19 protein-coding genes are annotated in these 15,449 nt (G+C 59.6%); 11 read left to right on the top strand and 8 right to left on the bottom strand.

Going from position 1 to position 15,449, the window contains the following annotated elements:
• Positions 1 to 4 precede the first annotated feature (4 nt).
• Together R2669_RS00175 and R2669_RS00170 are read right to left on the bottom strand one after the other, a co-directional pair.
• Positions 5 to 1,951 (bottom strand): phage terminase large subunit family protein, encoded by a 1,947-nt coding sequence (locus tag R2669_RS00175; protein WP_316897842.1) that lies wholly within the window; start codon positions 1,949 to 1,951, stop codon positions 5 to 7.
• The gene (locus R2669_RS00170) at positions 1,948 to 2,592 is read right to left on the bottom strand and encodes a hypothetical protein (protein WP_316897840.1); all 645 of its coding nucleotides are present in this window, start codon (positions 2,590 to 2,592) and stop codon (positions 1,948 to 1,950) included. The genes R2669_RS00175 and R2669_RS00170 overlap by 4 nt, the downstream gene beginning before the upstream one ends.
• Before the next feature lie 434 nt (positions 2,593 to 3,026).
• Between R2669_RS00170 and R2669_RS00165 the strand changes: the two genes are divergently transcribed.
• Positions 3,027 to 3,695, top strand: coding sequence for a hypothetical protein (locus R2669_RS00165; RefSeq protein ID WP_316897838.1), 669 nt, complete (start codon positions 3,027 to 3,029; stop codon positions 3,693 to 3,695).
• A 42-nt stretch (positions 3,696 to 3,737) separates the two neighbouring features.
• Positions 3,738 to 4,355 carry a hypothetical protein gene (locus R2669_RS00160; protein ID WP_316897837.1) on the top strand — a complete coding sequence of 206 codons (618 nt, stop codon included), beginning with the start codon at positions 3,738 to 3,740 and terminating at the stop codon, positions 4,353 to 4,355.
• Positions 4,356 to 4,465: 110 nt separating this feature from the next.
• Here the strand turns inward: R2669_RS00160 and R2669_RS00155 are convergent, their stop codons facing one another.
• Genes R2669_RS00155 through R2669_RS00145 form a run of 3 tightly spaced genes read right to left on the bottom strand, consistent with a single transcriptional unit; the run spans position 4,466 to position 6,193 of the window.
• A complete protein-coding gene (locus R2669_RS00155) occupies positions 4,466 to 4,834 on the bottom strand; it encodes a hypothetical protein (RefSeq protein ID WP_316897835.1) in 369 nt (122 codons plus the stop codon).
• A 31-nt stretch (positions 4,835 to 4,865) separates the two neighbouring features.
• Entirely contained in the window at positions 4,866 to 5,165 is a 300-nt protein-coding gene (locus tag R2669_RS00150; protein ID WP_316897833.1) for a hypothetical protein, read from the bottom strand.
• A complete protein-coding gene (locus R2669_RS00145; protein ID WP_316897832.1) occupies positions 5,162 to 6,193 on the bottom strand; it encodes a hypothetical protein in 1,032 nt (343 codons plus the stop codon). Before R2669_RS00145 ends, R2669_RS00150 begins: the two co-directional genes overlap by 4 nt.
• 698 nt (positions 6,194 to 6,891) lie before the next feature.
• Between R2669_RS00145 and R2669_RS00140 the strand changes: the two genes are divergently transcribed.
• Positions 6,892 to 7,080 carry a hypothetical protein gene (locus R2669_RS00140; protein WP_316897830.1) on the top strand — a complete coding sequence of 63 codons (189 nt, stop codon included), beginning with the start codon at positions 6,892 to 6,894 and terminating at the stop codon, positions 7,078 to 7,080.
• A 224-nt stretch (positions 7,081 to 7,304) separates the two neighbouring features.
• Here R2669_RS00140 and R2669_RS00135 read toward each other — a convergent pair whose 3' ends face one another.
• Both R2669_RS00135 and R2669_RS00130 read right to left on the bottom strand, forming a co-directional pair.
• Entirely contained in the window at positions 7,305 to 7,829 is a 525-nt protein-coding gene (locus R2669_RS00135; protein WP_316897828.1) for a phage regulatory CII family protein, read from the bottom strand.
• Positions 7,830 to 7,875: 46 nt separating this feature from the next.
• The gene (locus tag R2669_RS00130; protein ID WP_316899022.1) at positions 7,876 to 8,316 is read right to left on the bottom strand and encodes a transcriptional regulator; all 441 of its coding nucleotides are present in this window, start codon (positions 8,314 to 8,316) and stop codon (positions 7,876 to 7,878) included.
• A gap of 79 nt (positions 8,317 to 8,395) precedes the next feature.
• On the opposite strand from R2669_RS00130, the gene R2669_RS00125 reads away from it, so the two are divergent.
• The 4 genes from R2669_RS00125 (at position 8,396) to R2669_RS00110 (ending at position 13,370) form a co-directional block, all read left to right on the top strand.
• The gene (locus tag R2669_RS00125; protein ID WP_316897826.1) at positions 8,396 to 8,872 is read left to right on the top strand and encodes a hypothetical protein; all 477 of its coding nucleotides are present in this window, start codon (positions 8,396 to 8,398) and stop codon (positions 8,870 to 8,872) included.
• Between the two features lie 516 nt (positions 8,873 to 9,388).
• The gene (locus tag R2669_RS00120; RefSeq protein WP_316897825.1) at positions 9,389 to 9,817 is read left to right on the top strand and encodes a hypothetical protein; all 429 of its coding nucleotides are present in this window, start codon (positions 9,389 to 9,391) and stop codon (positions 9,815 to 9,817) included.
• Between the two features lie 211 nt (positions 9,818 to 10,028).
• Positions 10,029 to 12,491 (top strand): YecA family protein, encoded by a 2,463-nt coding sequence (locus tag R2669_RS00115; protein WP_316897824.1) that lies wholly within the window; start codon positions 10,029 to 10,031, stop codon positions 12,489 to 12,491.
• 57 nt (positions 12,492 to 12,548) lie between these two features.
• Positions 12,549 to 13,370, top strand: coding sequence for a DUF5677 domain-containing protein (locus R2669_RS00110; protein ID WP_316897822.1), 822 nt, complete (start codon positions 12,549 to 12,551; stop codon positions 13,368 to 13,370).
• 5 nt (positions 13,371 to 13,375) lie between these two features.
• Here R2669_RS00110 and R2669_RS00105 read toward each other — a convergent pair whose 3' ends face one another.
• A complete protein-coding gene (locus tag R2669_RS00105; protein ID WP_316897820.1) occupies positions 13,376 to 14,047 on the bottom strand; it encodes a DUF2971 domain-containing protein in 672 nt (223 codons plus the stop codon).
• A gap of 357 nt (positions 14,048 to 14,404) precedes the next feature.
• Between R2669_RS00105 and R2669_RS00100 the strand changes: the two genes are divergently transcribed.
• The 4 genes from R2669_RS00100 to R2669_RS00085 are packed head-to-tail and all read left to right on the top strand — an operon-like array spanning position 14,405 to position 15,446.
• Entirely contained in the window at positions 14,405 to 14,542 is a 138-nt protein-coding gene (locus R2669_RS00100; RefSeq protein ID WP_316897819.1) for a hypothetical protein, read from the top strand.
• 1 nt (position 14,543) lies between these two features.
• A complete protein-coding gene (locus R2669_RS00095; RefSeq protein WP_045203160.1) occupies positions 14,544 to 14,753 on the top strand; it encodes a hypothetical protein in 210 nt (69 codons plus the stop codon).
• Positions 14,754 to 14,775: 22 nt separating this feature from the next.
• Positions 14,776 to 15,057, top strand: a complete 282-nt coding sequence (locus tag R2669_RS00090) for a hypothetical protein (RefSeq protein ID WP_316897818.1) — start codon at positions 14,776 to 14,778, stop codon at positions 15,055 to 15,057.
• Entirely contained in the window at positions 15,057 to 15,446 is a 390-nt protein-coding gene (locus R2669_RS00085) for a hypothetical protein (RefSeq protein WP_316897816.1), read from the top strand. The genes R2669_RS00090 and R2669_RS00085 overlap by 1 nt, the downstream gene beginning before the upstream one ends.
• Positions 15,447 to 15,449: the final 3 nt, after the last annotated feature.

Here is a 15,449-nt window from a genome sequence, read left to right as displayed (position 1 = left end):
TTCTCTATCGTCGTTTGAGGTAGCGCGATGCGGCCACGCGGCGGCGTGTGTGCGCGGTGCGCGGCGGCTCGATGGCCGGTGGTGCGACGGGCGCTGCTGGCGTTTCGTCGTTGACGGGCGCCGCGGTGAACAGGCTGCCTTGATCGAAGTGCATGCGCAGCCGGCGCCAGTCGGGTTCCTGATACTTGTGCACGCCGAGGTAATACGCGGCGGCGAGGTTGTAGACGTTCAAGTCCAGGATCTCGTTACGGTCGCCGCGCGCTTTGACCCATTCGGTGCGCGGGAAGCCTTTGACGTAGCGCACGATCTGCTTTTCGGCGGTGAGCTGCTTGTAGAACTCCATGGGGAGATCGTTCGAGAAGTGCAGCGCGCCGGGGCCGCTGGTCAGCTTGAAGCGGTTGTAGATCCAGTCCTTGGCCGTGTCGGTGCCGACGATCCACAGTTCGGCGCCGTCGACTTCGGTGGTGCCTTGCCATGTGACATCGACGCGCGACGGGCGCTGCGCGATCACGGGCCGGTTGGGCTTGCTGGCGCCCTTGAGTGCCAGCACGTGACGCCACTGGCGCAGGCGCGTGAAGTGATACACGTCTTGCGTGTGGCTGCCGCCGGAGTCGATGGCCACGGCGCGGATCTGCATCTCTTTTCCGGAGGCGTGCAGGAACGTTGCCTGCAGGGCTTCGTCGAGCGTGGCCCACAGAGAGGCGTCAGACGGGTCGCCCATGAAGACCTGGTGGTCGATCGTCCAGCGCTCCATGCCCTCGCCCCAGCCCATGATGAGCAGTTCGAGGCGGTCGTCCTGGGTGTCGACGGCGGCGGTCAGCAACAACGCGCCGGCGGGCACGGTGCGCAGGCGGTAGTCCTCGGCGCGGTCGCGCAGCTCGTCGGCGCTGGTGCGCTGCTGGGCGTTGTCCCACAGGCGCGCGAGGCGCGTGTTGTAGAACACCTGCATCAGGCCAGGATCGCCCTTCTCCATCGCCAGCTTGGCCTCGCGGTGTTCCTTGACGAGGGCACGCCAGGACACCCAGCCGAGCGGCGCGTACATCGTCGACAGGTGGAAACCTACCGTTTCGCCATCGCCCTGCCCGTGTGCGATCCAGCGGCCGGTCTTGTAGAGCGCTGGCTTTTCGTGCTCGCGGATCTTGTAGAAGCACGCGGGGCACTCGCAGTAGACGTCGGACAGATCGTCGCTGGCGCGCAGCTGCTCGAATTCGAGAATGTGCTCGTGGCCGCAGTGCGGGCACGACACGTAGTAATGGCGCTGGTCGCTCTGGGCGTAGAGCTCGGCGATACGAGAGGCACCGTCGATGGTGGGCGAACTCGAGTAGTAAAACTTGGCGTTGCGGCCGAAGGTGCTGGCGCGCTTTTCGGCGATGCCGATGGGGTCGCCTTCGTTGTTGAGGTCACGCACCCAGCGGTCGATTTCGTCGCCGTACACATAGCGGGCGGAGACCTCGGCCAGGTTGGCTGCGGAGCCGGCTGTGTTGATGAACAGCGTGCCCTTGCGGAAGTCTTTGCGCTCGGCGGTGTTGGCGGCGTCACGCGAGCGGGCGGAGGCGACGCGTTCACGCAGGACCGGCACGGCATCGAGCGTTTTTGCCACACGGGCGGAGAAGCGGCGCGTGAGGTTGAGCGTCGGTTGCAGCGCGAGGAAGTTTGCCGGCGCGCGATCGATCGTCGCCGAGATCCAGTTCAATGCGATCTGCGTCTTGAACAACTGCGATGCAACCATGGCGACGACGCGCAAGCACGGATGCGCGGGCGACAGGCACTGCATGGGCTCGACGGCGTACGGCGTGCGCGCGGAGCGGTAGGGTCCGGTTTCGGCGGCGCCCGACTCGTCGGGGATCACCATGAATTCTTCGGACCACTGGTCTACCCACAATTCAGGGTCGGGCTTGAGGCCGGCCAGGAAGGCGCGGGCGAACAGTGCGGCTCCGTCGGGATGGCTCACGATGTGTCGATGGGCTCTATGGAGCCGTACCTCTCTTTCCCCGCGCGTGACAGGTCGGCCAACTTGCCGCGGTCGGGATCGTTAATGGATTCAGAAAGCACGTTGGCGCCATGGGCGATCATGTCGTCGAGCACCTTGCGCAATGCGGCTTCTAGGTGGCGTTCGACGGCCCATGGGTCGGTCATCGAGGCAAGCTCGGGCGCGATCTGCCGCGGCAGGCCCATGATGCGATCGCGCAAATTGGCGCCGATCTTTTCGGCGGCGTCTTCTACGGCAATGCGGCTGACCAGCAGGCCGGAAACCCACTGGTATTCGGTGCGGGCTAGCTGTGCCTGGTAGTACTCGCGTTCGGCGCGGGCGGCTTGGAAGTCGTGGCCTAGGGATGGGTCGGCGTCGGGCGTTGTGTCTCTGGCGCTGTAGACGTCGCGGTCGATGCGTGTGGCCTCGTGGCGGGCGCGGACGGCTTCCTTTGCTGGGTCTGCGCCGCGCTTGATTTTCGCGAGCGTGGCATCGACGTCGACCAGCTTGCCGTCGGGCGTGGTGACCAGCTTCCCTTCTTTGCCAAGCTTGGTGACGTAGCTGGGCGACCAGTTCTGGCGCGCCGCGAACGCAGAGCGCGTCAGGAGGGTCGTTTCACTCATGATTTCACCATTTCACCTCGTCGGAGGTGAATTTCACTAAGCTGGAAAACTGGCCGCTAACGAAGAATCGCGGGTGCCCGCCCCCGCAGTACCGGACGGCCCGAGGGGCCCCCGGCTTTCGCCCCGGACGTAGCAACGCGCGCGGCGCCGGGCTCCGCCAGGCAGACGAGTTGTTCATCACCGATTCTCGCGGAGCGATAGGTGAACAGGAGGCACCCCACACTATCCGGTCACCTCTCGCCCGGTTCGTTCGGCGCCACTGTGAGAACAACTGGTGTGCGCAAGCGGTGCGCAACGCATTGTTGCACCCTCGCGACACTGCGCATTTGCGCCAGTCAACCACAAACACACACCCGGATAATCTCGCACCGCCTCTCGATCTATTTCCCTGAATATTTCTGCACGTTAATGTCGTTGCAAAAATGGAGACAGTAATGTTTCGCAATATCGTCGTGTCACTGGCTGCCGCGCTTGCCTTACCGATCCCGGCACTCGCCGCTGATTTTGCGTTTCAGCCCGGCAGTTCAGTCAAGGGAGCATCTGTCGCACAGTTGTCGACGGAATGGTGGCAGTGGGCAATGTCGATCCCTTCCGAAGTTAATCCCCTGCGCGATTTGACCGGGGCGAATTGTGGAGCCGGCCAACAAGGTGCAGTCTGGTTCCTGGCAGGCGGCTTTGGATCGTCAAAGATCCGGAGGTCGTGTGTCGTACCCGCTGGCAAACCATTGTTCTTTCCGGTCGTCAATATGGTGTACTACCCCGCCAGAGGAAACGACACCTACACCTGCGAAAAGGCAAAAGCGGCAGCTGCTCTCAACAATGATTCCGCTATAGATCTGTTTGTGGAGTTGAACGGAACGTCGCTCTCCAACGTAAAGAGATTTCGCGCTTCTAGCGAGAAGTGCTTCGACATCTTCGAACGTATTCAGCCAGAGCAGCGTCCATACAAGGCTTACCCCTCAGCATCTGACGGATACTGGGTTCTGCTGAAGCCCCTGCAACGCGGGCGCTACACGCTCAAATTTGGCGGCCGATACAATCAAAACTCGAGCGATTATGGCCGTATGGTTCAGGACATCGAGTACGAACTGGTTGTTCAGTGATGACGCTGTCGGCGATTTGCAGAAAACTGGTGTAGGTCAAGTGTGAACTACGATTTCGAACGCCTCATTGCTGTCATTGCTGAAAGCACGACCAAAGTCGGGCCTATCAAGTCACGAATGCTCGCAGTGATCGACGAATGCGAGCGCCAGGCTCAGCATCAAGATTGGGCCATCTTCAAGACCCTCGACTACCAAGTCGACATCGGCCGGCTCGGGCAGTGGATCAGCAAGGCAGTTGACGCCCTCCCCGATTCAGCCCCTCCTCGCGGATTGTGGGTGGGCATCTGTAACCCGTGTGATGACCCTAACGACATGTCATCCATCCGAACGGACGTCTACATGTCGCTTTGCTCACGTTTCGAGGAATCAAGCAATGACTGGGCTCGCGAGCCCTTGGTCACCACGGAATGCCTCCGTTCTGAGGTCCTGCGTGCCTTGTACAAAACCGCTTACAGCGGGAAAGGGAGCCTTGAGGATTCCGCCGAGTATCCAGTTGCACTGGCATACGGTGCGATGCTCACCGTCGAGGCATTGAGCTATGCCCCTACCCAACTTTTCTCTTCCCTTGAGGGTGCCGTCTGCGGCTTCGACAGCGGAGATTCTCTCCTCGTCGGAACGGTGGCAGATGGTGCGTTTCGTAGATCAGTAAGGCCGCTCTAGACCGTTGAACAAAAACAAAAAGCCCGACACGGCAATCCGGTCGGGCTTACGTTTTCTATGGGCGTGCGTCGCCCCACGAACCGAACTTTAAGCGACGGCCCCTCACCCCATCAATACTCGACACCGAATTTAACAATCCAAGGCCTGATCGCCACCTTCGCCGCCGCATACGCCAACGGCTGCCGCAACCCCGCCCTTGGATTCCGCCACACACCCGGCCCACGCCTGTTCCGGCACTCCACCCGAATCGCCAGCGCGTGGTCGCCCGAGATTGCCTCCATTGCCGCCGCCACCTGCTGCATCTGCCACGCATCCACGCTCGCCTCGTGAATGTCATCCGTCGACATCCACTGCCGCGAGCTCGCCGACCCGCCGCACGTCGTATCCCGGTTCGAATACCACTTCTCGCCCGAGTACTGCGCCTCCCAGCAGAACCACGCGAACAGCAGATCATCGAGCGCCTGATCCTCGCTCGTCACCAACGCAGATCGCCTCGTCACCTCACGCGGCTTAACGCAATACATCCGGCCTCCTCGCTCCCATGATTTGATACATGCGCCCAAGATGCGTCTTCGCCCGCATCACAGACGGCGACGCCCCCACCAACGGCGCCTCCGGAATCGGCGGCAGATGCTCCACCACCGCCACCCACCAGAGCGCAGACCACCGCTCTTCAGCATCCGCCCAGCGCGCCACCTCGACGGCCTTCATCCCAAATCGCACCGCCGACCAGAACACCGCCCGCGACGCCCACTCAACTTTGCCGCACGCCGCCAGTGCCGCCGCGTTAAACGCCTCCTCCGCCGTCATGCCGCACCTCGCTGCAAGCTCGCCGGCCGCAACCGCCCCGCATGCCACGGAAGCCCGGCCACCGCCTGCTCCGCCTGCGCCTGCAACCGCGCCAACGCCTCTTCCTGCTGAAGCCGCAGCGCCCTCGCCCGCTCTCGCGACTCACGCACCGCAGCCGCATACGACGGCGCCCAATCAGGATCGCTCGCCCGCTTCGCGTGGTACGCCAACATCGCAAACGGATCGTCCACGCCACCGGCCGCCATACGGCCCCGCCATTCGTCGATCACCACCTGCCTCATGGCGTGGGGTGCCCGAGCCACAATCCGTGCAACACGCGCCCGCTCCGGCCCTCTCAGGTCAACCGGCCAGGCGAGGTCTGCTTGCCACGCCACGCTCTGCCCATCCTCACTCTCTGCAAGCCCATCCCCAACCACACTCGCGCCCTGACCACGTTCCTCTGAGAGCCGGTGCCGCCGCGTGCCCCGACGGTGTTGGGGGCCGTTTCGATCCTCCCGCGCCGCAGGCGTGGGGGGCTCAATCTCCCTCTTCTCACGCCCCCGGCGTGGGGGGTTAGGGGGGTTGGTTTTAAGGGTGTTACCGGAATACGGATGTGTGGCGGCTTTCGCGTTATCCACAGACTCCGGCACATCCCTAAAACCCGCGTCAGCATTGAACTCGTAGCCATCCTGCGGGTGTATCGAACCTCGACCGGCTTTCTTTTGGACGCACGAATCCGTATCCGCCAACGGGCACGCAAAAACGAGCTCGTACTGCCCGCCGAGCCGACGCAGCAGCCCCAGCTTCTCCAGTTGCGCCAGCATCCGCTGCAGCTTCGACTTGTCATGCGCCAGGTAACGCACGCCACGGCGCGCAGTGCGCTCCGTCCACTCACGCAGCGCCTGATACGAGATCCGCACCACACGCCCCACAACGCCCGTACGGAAGTCCATACGCGGGCGCAGTGCCACCAGGTACAGATGCGCGATCTCCGCACCCGCCCCGGCCAGCGCGCTCAACTCAAGATCATTGATGCGATACGCCGACACCCTCGCCTCCATGCGTGCGCGTCACGCCCATATACCCCGCCAGCCACGCCGCGTGATGCGCGCTGCCAACCGGATACTCGTTCGCCTCATCTAACGCGCGGCCAGACAATGCAGCCGCCCTGCCCTTGGCCCAAACAGCGCCAACGGCCTCGATAGGAATGTCCATGGAATCGCCCTTACAGCCGCAGAGGCGCGGCCTTACACAGCACATCAAACACCGCCACAAACTCCGGCGATGTCGACGCAACAACAGTGGATCGAAAAGCGAGGCGCTCCGCCTCAGTAGAAATCGCGCGATAACGCGACGCGCAGGCCAACGCCAGCGCAGAAGACTCACCAGCCGCATTGAACGGCCAAAACACATCCGCCAACGGCCACGCGCAAGCATCCAGAAGATGCTCCGCAAACTTCGACAGCACCGGCAACCCGCGAGGCTTGAACGACCCCGCAATGCGATGCCACGCACAACACATCTGATCCACGCGCTCGCACGACAAGCCCGCAGCAACACGCCCCGCCTTGCAGCACGTCATGCCGTGTGAAAAGCGTGGCGTGTTGTCCTGCGTTTGTGTCATGCGCGGTCTAGCCCTGTCAAAAATCGATACAACCCTGCCCTACTGGTTGCCGCCCCAACGTCTGGCGGCAACACTGCCTCGTCGGGGTCAGTCCCCCGACGAAACCCATTCACAACCATTCACATGACACACTTGGACCTCCTTGAGGCGCGCAAAGCCGCCAAAGAAATGCTCGAAAAGATCCTCGAAACTCAGCCCACCCTATTTCAGAATGCGCTAAACGCGAACGAGAAATCTGGCGAGGCGATGGCCCGATTCTGCGAACAGTTCATCGACGCTTATTCGGCTTACCTTTTTGAGCGGGCTCAGTAACCTCCGCTAACAGCAACAGCTCGCGCGCCAGGGTTTCACGGACCTCCGTAAGTCGCGCGGGCAACGGCGTAGTCAAGCTCGGCCGACTATCCGCCACCATCCCAAACAGAACATTGGCGATCCGCTTGGACTCTTCCTGCGACAACTTCGCCGCCCCACCGCAATTCGCTTTACAGCTTTGCATCACTTCTCCTATGCGCTCTCGCGCTTCAAAAAACAGTCAATCACGCCTTGCCACGCAACCGCAGCAACCGCTCCGCATCACGCTGCGCACGCACGCGCAGCAGCTCACGCAACACCATCACCGAAGCCGTCGCCTCTTCAAACTCCCGCTCCAGCTTCCGCATCTCACCTTCGGAGAGATGGTTGTCCGCCAGCGCAGCAGACATCGCGCGGCTCACATCTCCCACCTCTGCCAGCACCTTGCAAAGCGCCTCATACAGATCCGTATTCGGCAGATCCTCGCGCGCCACCTCGGGCAGCGGAATCGCCACCATCCCGTGGCGCCAGCACAGCGCCTGAATCGGCAGCTTCGCGTTAGGCACACCAGCGCCTTCCGCGTGCTCCACAATCACCGACACCTCTTCAAACGACACATAGTTCGTCTGCACATGCGGCAGCAGCTTGTTGCGCAGCACCGCGGCGGACTTGTCCATGCGCGCGGCCAATCCTTCAACGCCGCCCGGGTAGCCACGCGCCACCCAGTAGAGCGCGTCGTGTTGATTGATCTCGGAATAGTGGTGGCTCAAGTTGTCTCTCCTGAAGAGCTGTCATAGGCGGCCAGTGCGGGTCGCACTACCGGCGGTTTTGGTGGGCGCGTACACTTGCCTCATCGTTGGAATGGCAAGGTCCAGCGCGCAGAATCTGACGGCTGAATGCCCTCGTTGCCGAGCAAGCATTGCTTGCCCGGCTCACGCGACGAATGCGCCGAAGACGGGCAGCAGATAGCGCAGCCGGTATCATTCGAGGCTTGGGCCGCATTAGCCGTTGGTGTAGCCGTGTGGACGACGCGCGGGCAGAGACAAGCTCGGGCCAGATCAGATGCCAGTCATCAGGTCGAAGATCCGGACGTCGGACCTCGCCGTGCGTTGCGACTTCAATTGCGACGCATCGCGCTGGGCTGATCCGCAGACCCTTGTTCACGACTTGCGACAAGTAGATCGGCGACATGTCGATGGCGCGCGCAAGTGCCGTCAGGCGGCCACGTCGAGCACGGACATACTCGGTTAGTGTCATGGCCATGACGATAGCTTTTTCTATCGCCCCAAACAATAGAATCACATAATTTTGCAATCGCTAGGAAAGGGACACCACCATGGATTTGCGCGCGCGAAGAGTTGAGAAACTCCGCCAAATGGTGAATGACGCGGGCGGTCCCGCCGCCTTCGCTCGATTGCACGAAGGCGTTAATCCGACCTATGTCTCGCAACTCCTCAATGGCACCGCGCCGTTCGGTGATCGAGCAGTCGAGAAGATGGAAAAACTCATCGGGCTACCCGCTGGGACATTCGACGCCGGCGAGGCCGATCCGGACACGCAGCTCGCAGAGCGGGATCGCGTTATTGCGGAGCTGCGCCACCAGTTGGCGGCGAGTCGCGCCCGCGAAGCCCGCGCAGTGAAATTGCTGACTGAGGCGGCCAGCCTGCTCGTTGACGCGGAAGTTCTTGCATTGGACTCGGCAGGGAGCAAGTCACGACGCTTCGAGGATGCTCCCGCAGAGGTTGCCAAACCATCCGACTACGGCTACCCCCCTCTTCCTAAGGCAAAGGCGCAGCGCAAGCGCGCAAGTTAATGAATCCCGCTTCGGCGGGATTTTTTGTTTCCTGTTGAGCAGGATGCGAATAGGAGACTTCTTATTCTATTGTTGGCCGCCCACCAACAACATGACTGCCCGCGCGGGCCGTCAGTCGAATCAACAATGGGCATCCTCATTCAGTTTCCTCAGCCAAGCACGCGGACAGCGCCTGGAAAACCTCCGTCCCGCCCCAATGGCAGACACGAAGTGCAACTTGCTAGTGCGTACCGGCGAGATCTGGATCGTGCGATTGCGCTTTTGCTGGAGCACGTCCAGAGCGGTGCATACGATGGCGTCGCACTCATCCTTAGACCAAAGTCTGGCGCCCATAAGCCGGCCTTTGTGGTGGGAGGCCTCTACAGGCACCGACTGACCGAAGCAGTCGACGCGACCATGCAGTTACACCTTGCCGTCAAGCTTCGTGCCCGCGAGCAAGCCTCGGCGCTAGCCACTGATACACGCATCCCTCCTAGTCGCAAGCCCGCCGGCGAAACAGTCACTACGAAGACGAATATGAAAGCTACTCTCGAAGAGCAATGGAACGACGCCACAGCCCGCTATCGACATTGTGAGCAAATGCTGCGCGTCGTGTTCAGCAACCGGATTCGCGCATCTCCGGAAACTGCAGCAATTCTGCTTAGCATCACCCAACTACAAATCGAAACAGTCGCAGACTGCCTGTGGGAGCTTGTCCGCCAACCGGATCGTGCGACGCCGCAGGTGCAACTCGAGACGCTGAATGCGATCCAGCTATTCAGAACCGCACGAGCTCAAGTATCGGCGTGGATGCCCCCCGCAGGACAGGAATCAGCCTACTTCGCTGCAAATGCCACCGCCTTGTCGCTAGAGATGTTGCGAGAGGGTGTCGCACTACTCGCAGACGTTGAGCAAGCTCTCGATCGGGTGCTCTATGCATCTTCTAATGAAGCGGTTGGGACATAACTACGACTGGCGTTCCCGTCAGCGACCTACCGCCTTTGCGAGGTGTCCACATATCAGAACAAAAATCGATGAAAATCAACGTCGACGAGCCGTCCGTTCGTCAAAATAGAAAGATATCAAGCTCAAGAAAAAGACAGGCGGGGGCTCGTTCGCAACGCTGGGGCGTGCATACCTACAAGGCGATTCAAACAAGAAAATCGGAAATCAAGTTATGGGAAAGCGCAACAAGCGTCCGCTCAAGCCAAAGCGCGTCGCCGCAGATGAAGCATATTCGTACGGGTCGATCGAGCTCTCCCGATTTGGCAATAAGGTATTGTTTACCTCACACCGAAGCGAAAGCGCGCACGCTGCGCTCATGGATAAGTTGGCCACCAAATATCCTCTTCTTGTCGAGGAAATTGATCAGCTAGTCAATCGGATTACAAGTGCGGTAAGCGTTTTACCTCCAAGTCAGCTGATGCAAAGAGCATGGTGGGCGTTCTTCATGATTAGCCGTGATGTTACGGTGGAGGCGGACGTCGGTCAGGAACAAGCAATAGCCCTTCGCATGATTGACTATGTGCAAAGCGTTATAGCAGCGACACCTCGCGGGATGCCCGAAAAAACAGATCTGTCAGAACAAGACTGGGTGGCGTTGCGCAAAGCTGTTGCCGAGCTTTACCAAATTCTGAATCTTACGTATCCGGCCTGCTACACCGCTTATCTGAAAAAGACAGAGCCTGCATATAGTCCCGACATGGACGAGCTCCTGGTACGTACACAATTGCAGTGGTGCAACGTACGTGGCGACTACTACCAAGTGCACCAAGTCAGCGTGCTCTTAGACTTGCTGCGGCCGCAGTCAGCGCTCATCGAAGCCGCATACGGCATTTCTGCAGAGAGACTCGTCGCGGAGCTCGAAAAGATTTGGCACGCGCTGACCTTCGGTATCCATAACGCGGCCGTCACGCTGGATCGTGCACGCACCGAGACCATGGCAGAGGTTCAATCCATGATCGAACAGGGCCAGGATGTCGTAGCGGAAAACTCAGTCCCAGAGTTGATCCGTCTAGCTGCCCAGAAACTCGGTCACGAGGAAGCGCTCGATTCTGCGGTCGGGATGCTCTTTGGAATGGATCTGTTCGACGTTGGCAAGATGACGTCTTTACCGGTCGGGTTCCTCGACGACTTCTCGTGGGAGCCAGGCCAAGAAACTGAATTTCTAGCCGCGGGCGAAATGAGGGGATGGCCACTTCGTATTCAGCCCATTTTCAGACGCCCATTCTTGAAGCTCGACGGTACCTACTATTGCTTCGATCTGCACAGCCTCTTCGACAACTTCTTCCGCCAAATGGAGAAACGGATCTTCCAACGATCCGAACAAGAGAAGCAAACGTGGATTAGCAACCGCAAAGACATCTCAGAGAGTCTGCCAGTTCAGTACTTCAGTCGCCTGCTTCCCGGAGCACAAGTTCTTCGGGAACTGTACTACCCTCTCCAAGCAGGTGAAGGCAAAGCAAAAACTTGGTACGAAGCGGATTGCGCCATCGCGTACGATGATCTTCTTTTTATCATTGAAGTGAAAGCTGGCGCATTCACGTATACATCACCAGCCAACGACTTGCCTGCTTACGTAAGTTCGCTTCAAGCGCTGTTGGGTGCCCCAGGAAAGCAAGGTCAACGGTTCCTAACGTACCTTGAAAGTGCAACAGAAGTCGAAGTTTATGATGCGAAGCACAACCCAGTCGGAACGCTGCGTCGCGGCGACTTCCGCAGCAAGATAATCTGCACTATTACGCTTGACCCTTTTACCGAACTGGCCGCGCGCGCTCAGCACCTTAGTAAGGTAGGAATAGATGCAGGAGACGTGGCAACCTGGCCGATTTCCTTGGCCGACCTATGTGTCTATGCCGATGTTTTCGAAGGCCCATTGGACTTCCTGCATTTCGTCGAGCAACGCATGCGTGCGGCGAACTCTGGAAAGTTAGACCTTGATGATGAACTAGATCACCTGGGTCTGTATCTGGAACACAACAACTACGCGTTGCACGCGGACGATATCGCGAAGATCGGTGGCACTCCGCGATTTCACGGATACCGTTCTGCGGTCGATAGGTACTACGCGGCTAGACTTCGCGACCATGCTGAAGCAACACCACCGGCACAAGCTGTGCCAGCTCGACTTCGACAAATCATCGACTTTCTGTCGGCAACCGCTCAACCTCATCGATCTCGAATTGCTAGCTATTTGCTCGATCTCGACGGAGCTTGGCGCGAAGACCTGAGCCGCTATATCGACGAAGAGCTACTCGCCATCTCTGATCGTGGGCGCTGTCTGCCGATATCGTCGTATGGCAACGTACGCATGACCGTTTTTATCAGCATTGCAAATGCCGTTGAGACTACGCACGAAAAGGCCGTGGAACATGCGCAGACAGTCATGATTGTGGCGGGAGAGGTCGACCGTGAACTCGTCGAGCTGACTTACGAAGGCGATGCGGTACAGGTGGTCAAAATGACACATATCACCCTGGTGGGCCTCTCCGCAGAGAGTCACGATCGACTTGCCGCAAGCGCGGCTCATCTAAAAGAGCGCCGCCTCGCTCGCTCTGCTTTGGAGCTCGGAAAAATCGGTCGCAATGACCTATGTCCCTGCGGGAGTGGAAAGAAGTTTAAGCGCTGCTGCATGTCATAGCATCGTCCCGTTCGCTCGCCGGCCAACGAAGACAGGACACTACATTAAGGGGTTCACATGTCGGATGACAGAGGCTTTCTTGCCATTTCGCCAGAGTCAATTGCCAACATAAGGCGAGACTATGAAAGCTGGTTCGCCGCTGCCGAGAGGTTCAATGAGCTGGCTATGCAAGTGCTCCGGAAAGTGAAACCGAACGGGAATAGCGAACAGCAAGTCGTGGGGGCCGCGCTTTACGGGCGAGCCCTGACCTCCTTACAGGCTGCCCTCGTGCTTTCTGAACGAGGCATGATCGCGGACGCTCGAACCGTCGTGCGCGCCGCAGCGGAGACAGTCATTGTTCTCTCGGCTCTGGCGAAAGACAGTGGCGTATGCTCTCTTCTGCTTGACCGCCACGTGTGGCACCACGCTAAGATGCAAAGAGTTTGGTTGAATGACCGTCAAATCAAAGCTCAATTGACGCCCGCGGAAAGCGCAAATGTGAGCGATACGCTAGCAGCTATCGAAGCACAGTTCCCCCAAAGCAAAACGCTAAAAGTGGACCCAGTGGCAATCGCTACCTTGGCCGCAACGGGTGGTGTAACAGTGCTATACAACTCCGTGTTCCGCGCAACGTCGGGAGACGCAGCTCATACAACGCTCGACACCCTGAATCGTCATGTTCGCGTAGATTCGCACGGCGACATCATCGGTATGAAATTCGGGCCATGTGCCGACGACCTTGCGGTGACATTATCGGATGCGATCTCCGTGATCGGATTCGGGCTGCATGCTGTGGCAGACCTCTTTCAGATACCTGAGCTCGTTGACCAGTTGGCTGAGTGTGTAGCGGAATGGAAAGCCTTGGGTGCGCCGGCGGAATATATTCCCGGAGAGGCGTAGCGCAGCTATAGCGCTTCCTTCCCTGCCAGCATCACTGGTTGATTGTGCTGCTCCACCACCTCAAATTTCTTAAACGCGAGGCGAGCTTTGCGGATTTCCACGGGGTTCCCCAAGTCACCGACCCAGGAAGCCACTTCTTCCTGCGTGATCTTACATCTCACCCCAAGGATGACTTCGCGCAGCTTCAGGGACTCACTGAAATCCGTGTAATAGAGGCCATTTGCGTCTTGATCCTTCAGTTCCGCCATAACGCGATACTCGTTCTCATATCTCCACGCGTCAAACTTCGTCAGCAACATCCTTTGTATGGTCTCTCGGCTCAAGCCGGCATGCGGGCGCGTCAGATCGATGTCCATTCTCAGCCGCTCAGGCTCGTAGCTGACCTGCATAGCTAACTCGTCGGACACATCAAATCCCAAGCAGATTCCATGGTGTTTGCTTCCATAGTGTGCCCACATGACGGGGTTGCTCCAACCTGTGGAAAAGCAGATTACCCCGCGCTGACTTGAAAAGTGTCGGCGCAACACGCCCGCCACTTTCCGATGCTGGGGCGTCGGAAGATGATGCGCGAGCAGTTCGAATGGATCGTTAAGATCATCGAAGAGTGAAATTTTGAGACGCCGTTCGCGGATGACTCGTTCGGCCCACTGTTCCGCAGTCAGGTAATAGAGTCGCATTGCTCACCTTCTATCCAAGTCGATCCCGGCACCGAAGCTGCCGATTCGTTAGCCCCCATCGATAGTAACCTCCACTGCTAGTCTTCAACAGACCTACCCATGATTGGCTAGGCCGCAAAGCAAGCTCAACACTTGTTCACCCGTTCACTATTGTTTGTATAGATAGTTTTTACTATCGTCACTACATCAAGTGACAGGAGAACGAAGTGAAAGCTTTTGCTCGCAGCGCAACTGTTTTGGCATACATCGCCGCCCTCGGCGCGGTCCTAGCCTTCCACGCATACGCCCTCCATCTCGACGAAACGTCCGAGACAGAGCCCACGCCCGTCGCCCAGCGCCAGGCATGAGGAGGACACGATGCGCCGTTCCGCCCTCCACCGCCTCGCGTCCGGCTACTTCAGCCACCACCCTGCCCTCGGCCTCGCCGTAGTGCTTTTCGCGTTCGGCCTCGCCGGCGCCATCGCGCCCGACGCGGCCATGGTGCTCGGGGGCTGACATGCCTCCACGCCCCATCGCAGACGCGGCCGTGCTCGCCGAGCGCAACAAGCTGCGCCTCATCTGCACCGACGCGCAGGCCCTGGCTGCGGGCCCCGTCCGCACCGCCATCGAGGCATCCGCGCACGCCCGCACCCACCCGCGCATTCGCACGACCCGCCGCGTGTGGGTCGACCTCAAGAAACTGGCTGCAGGCGACTTCGACGACTGACCAGCCGCAACGGAGACCAACCATGCATCGCATAGTGAACCGTACCCCCGCCACCCTTCGCATCGGCAGGCACGACGTACAACGCCGCCCCGTGCCTGGCTCGCTGCATTGCAGCTACACCCTGCGCGTCGACGGCGTTGTCGTGTGGGAGAGCATCAGCATCCCCTGCGCACGAGATCTCGACGGCGCCGTCAAAACGCACCGCTCCTGTCAAGAAGTCATGCAGGCCGCGCGCCGCGGCGGGCGCCGGATGGGTATGCAGAAAATCAACGGCGCTGTTCGGCCGAAGCGGGGGGCGTTGTGATGTCGGCCACGGAAATCCCAAAGGAAGGCACGCTCAATCCCCCGGTCGGCTCAACGGAGCTCGAAAAGCTGCGCGCACTGATCGCAGACGATGGCTTCGCCGCTACGTTCCAAACCATGGGGCGGTATCGGACGGCACTGCTGCAAGTTGCGTCCGCGCTTGCGCGAAGCACCATTCCCAACGCCGAGCCGGTTGTTACCGACCATTCTGTTGACGTCGACAAAATGGTCGCCAAACAGACGAAGCCCAAGCCGCCGGCGTTCAAATACCGCGACGGCGAGATCCGAGGCGCAGACGGGCAGCAGCTTATGTTGCTGATGGCCAGCAACTGCACAAAGAAGTTTCGAGATCGCGCCGGCAAGGCACTGGCCGACATTCTCAACGCATAAGAG

Origin of the sequence: Ralstonia edaphi, assembly GCF_958350185.1 — a bacterium.
Taxonomy (GTDB): Bacteria; Pseudomonadota; Gammaproteobacteria; order Burkholderiales; family Burkholderiaceae; genus Ralstonia; species Ralstonia edaphi.
This window is presented reverse-complemented; position numbering and strand designations above follow the sequence as displayed.

What these genes read in the sequence shown, in the direction of transcription:
- R2669_RS00130 (WP_316899022.1), bottom strand. Translation starts at nt 8,316, where the DNA reads ATGACACTAACCGAGTATGTCCGTGCTCGACGTGGCCGCCTGACGGCA.
- R2669_RS00115 (WP_316897824.1), top strand. Translation starts at nt 10,029, where the DNA reads ATGGGAAAGCGCAACAAGCGTCCGCTCAAGCCAAAGCGCGTCGCCGCA.
- R2669_RS00125 (WP_316897826.1), top strand. Translation starts at nt 8,396, where the DNA reads ATGGATTTGCGCGCGCGAAGAGTTGAGAAACTCCGCCAAATGGTGAAT.
- R2669_RS00090 (WP_316897818.1), top strand. Translation starts at nt 14,776, where the DNA reads ATGCATCGCATAGTGAACCGTACCCCCGCCACCCTTCGCATCGGCAGG.
- R2669_RS00110 (WP_316897822.1), top strand. Translation starts at nt 12,549, where the DNA reads ATGTCGGATGACAGAGGCTTTCTTGCCATTTCGCCAGAGTCAATTGCC.
- R2669_RS00120 (WP_316897825.1), top strand. Translation starts at nt 9,389, where the DNA reads ATGAAAGCTACTCTCGAAGAGCAATGGAACGACGCCACAGCCCGCTAT.
- R2669_RS00085 (WP_316897816.1), top strand. Translation starts at nt 15,057, where the DNA reads ATGTCGGCCACGGAAATCCCAAAGGAAGGCACGCTCAATCCCCCGGTC.
- R2669_RS00165 (WP_316897838.1), top strand. Translation starts at nt 3,027, where the DNA reads ATGTTTCGCAATATCGTCGTGTCACTGGCTGCCGCGCTTGCCTTACCG.
- R2669_RS00095 (WP_045203160.1), top strand. Translation starts at nt 14,544, where the DNA reads ATGCCTCCACGCCCCATCGCAGACGCGGCCGTGCTCGCCGAGCGCAAC.
- R2669_RS00150 (WP_316897833.1), bottom strand. Translation starts at nt 5,165, where the DNA reads ATGACGGCGGAGGAGGCGTTTAACGCGGCGGCACTGGCGGCGTGCGGC.
- R2669_RS00140 (WP_316897830.1), top strand. Translation starts at nt 6,892, where the DNA reads ATGACACACTTGGACCTCCTTGAGGCGCGCAAAGCCGCCAAAGAAATG.
- R2669_RS00105 (WP_316897820.1), bottom strand. Translation starts at nt 14,047, where the DNA reads ATGCGACTCTATTACCTGACTGCGGAACAGTGGGCCGAACGAGTCATC.
- R2669_RS00170 (WP_316897840.1), bottom strand. Translation starts at nt 2,592, where the DNA reads ATGAGTGAAACGACCCTCCTGACGCGCTCTGCGTTCGCGGCGCGCCAG.
- R2669_RS00100 (WP_316897819.1), top strand. Translation starts at nt 14,405, where the DNA reads ATGCGCCGTTCCGCCCTCCACCGCCTCGCGTCCGGCTACTTCAGCCAC.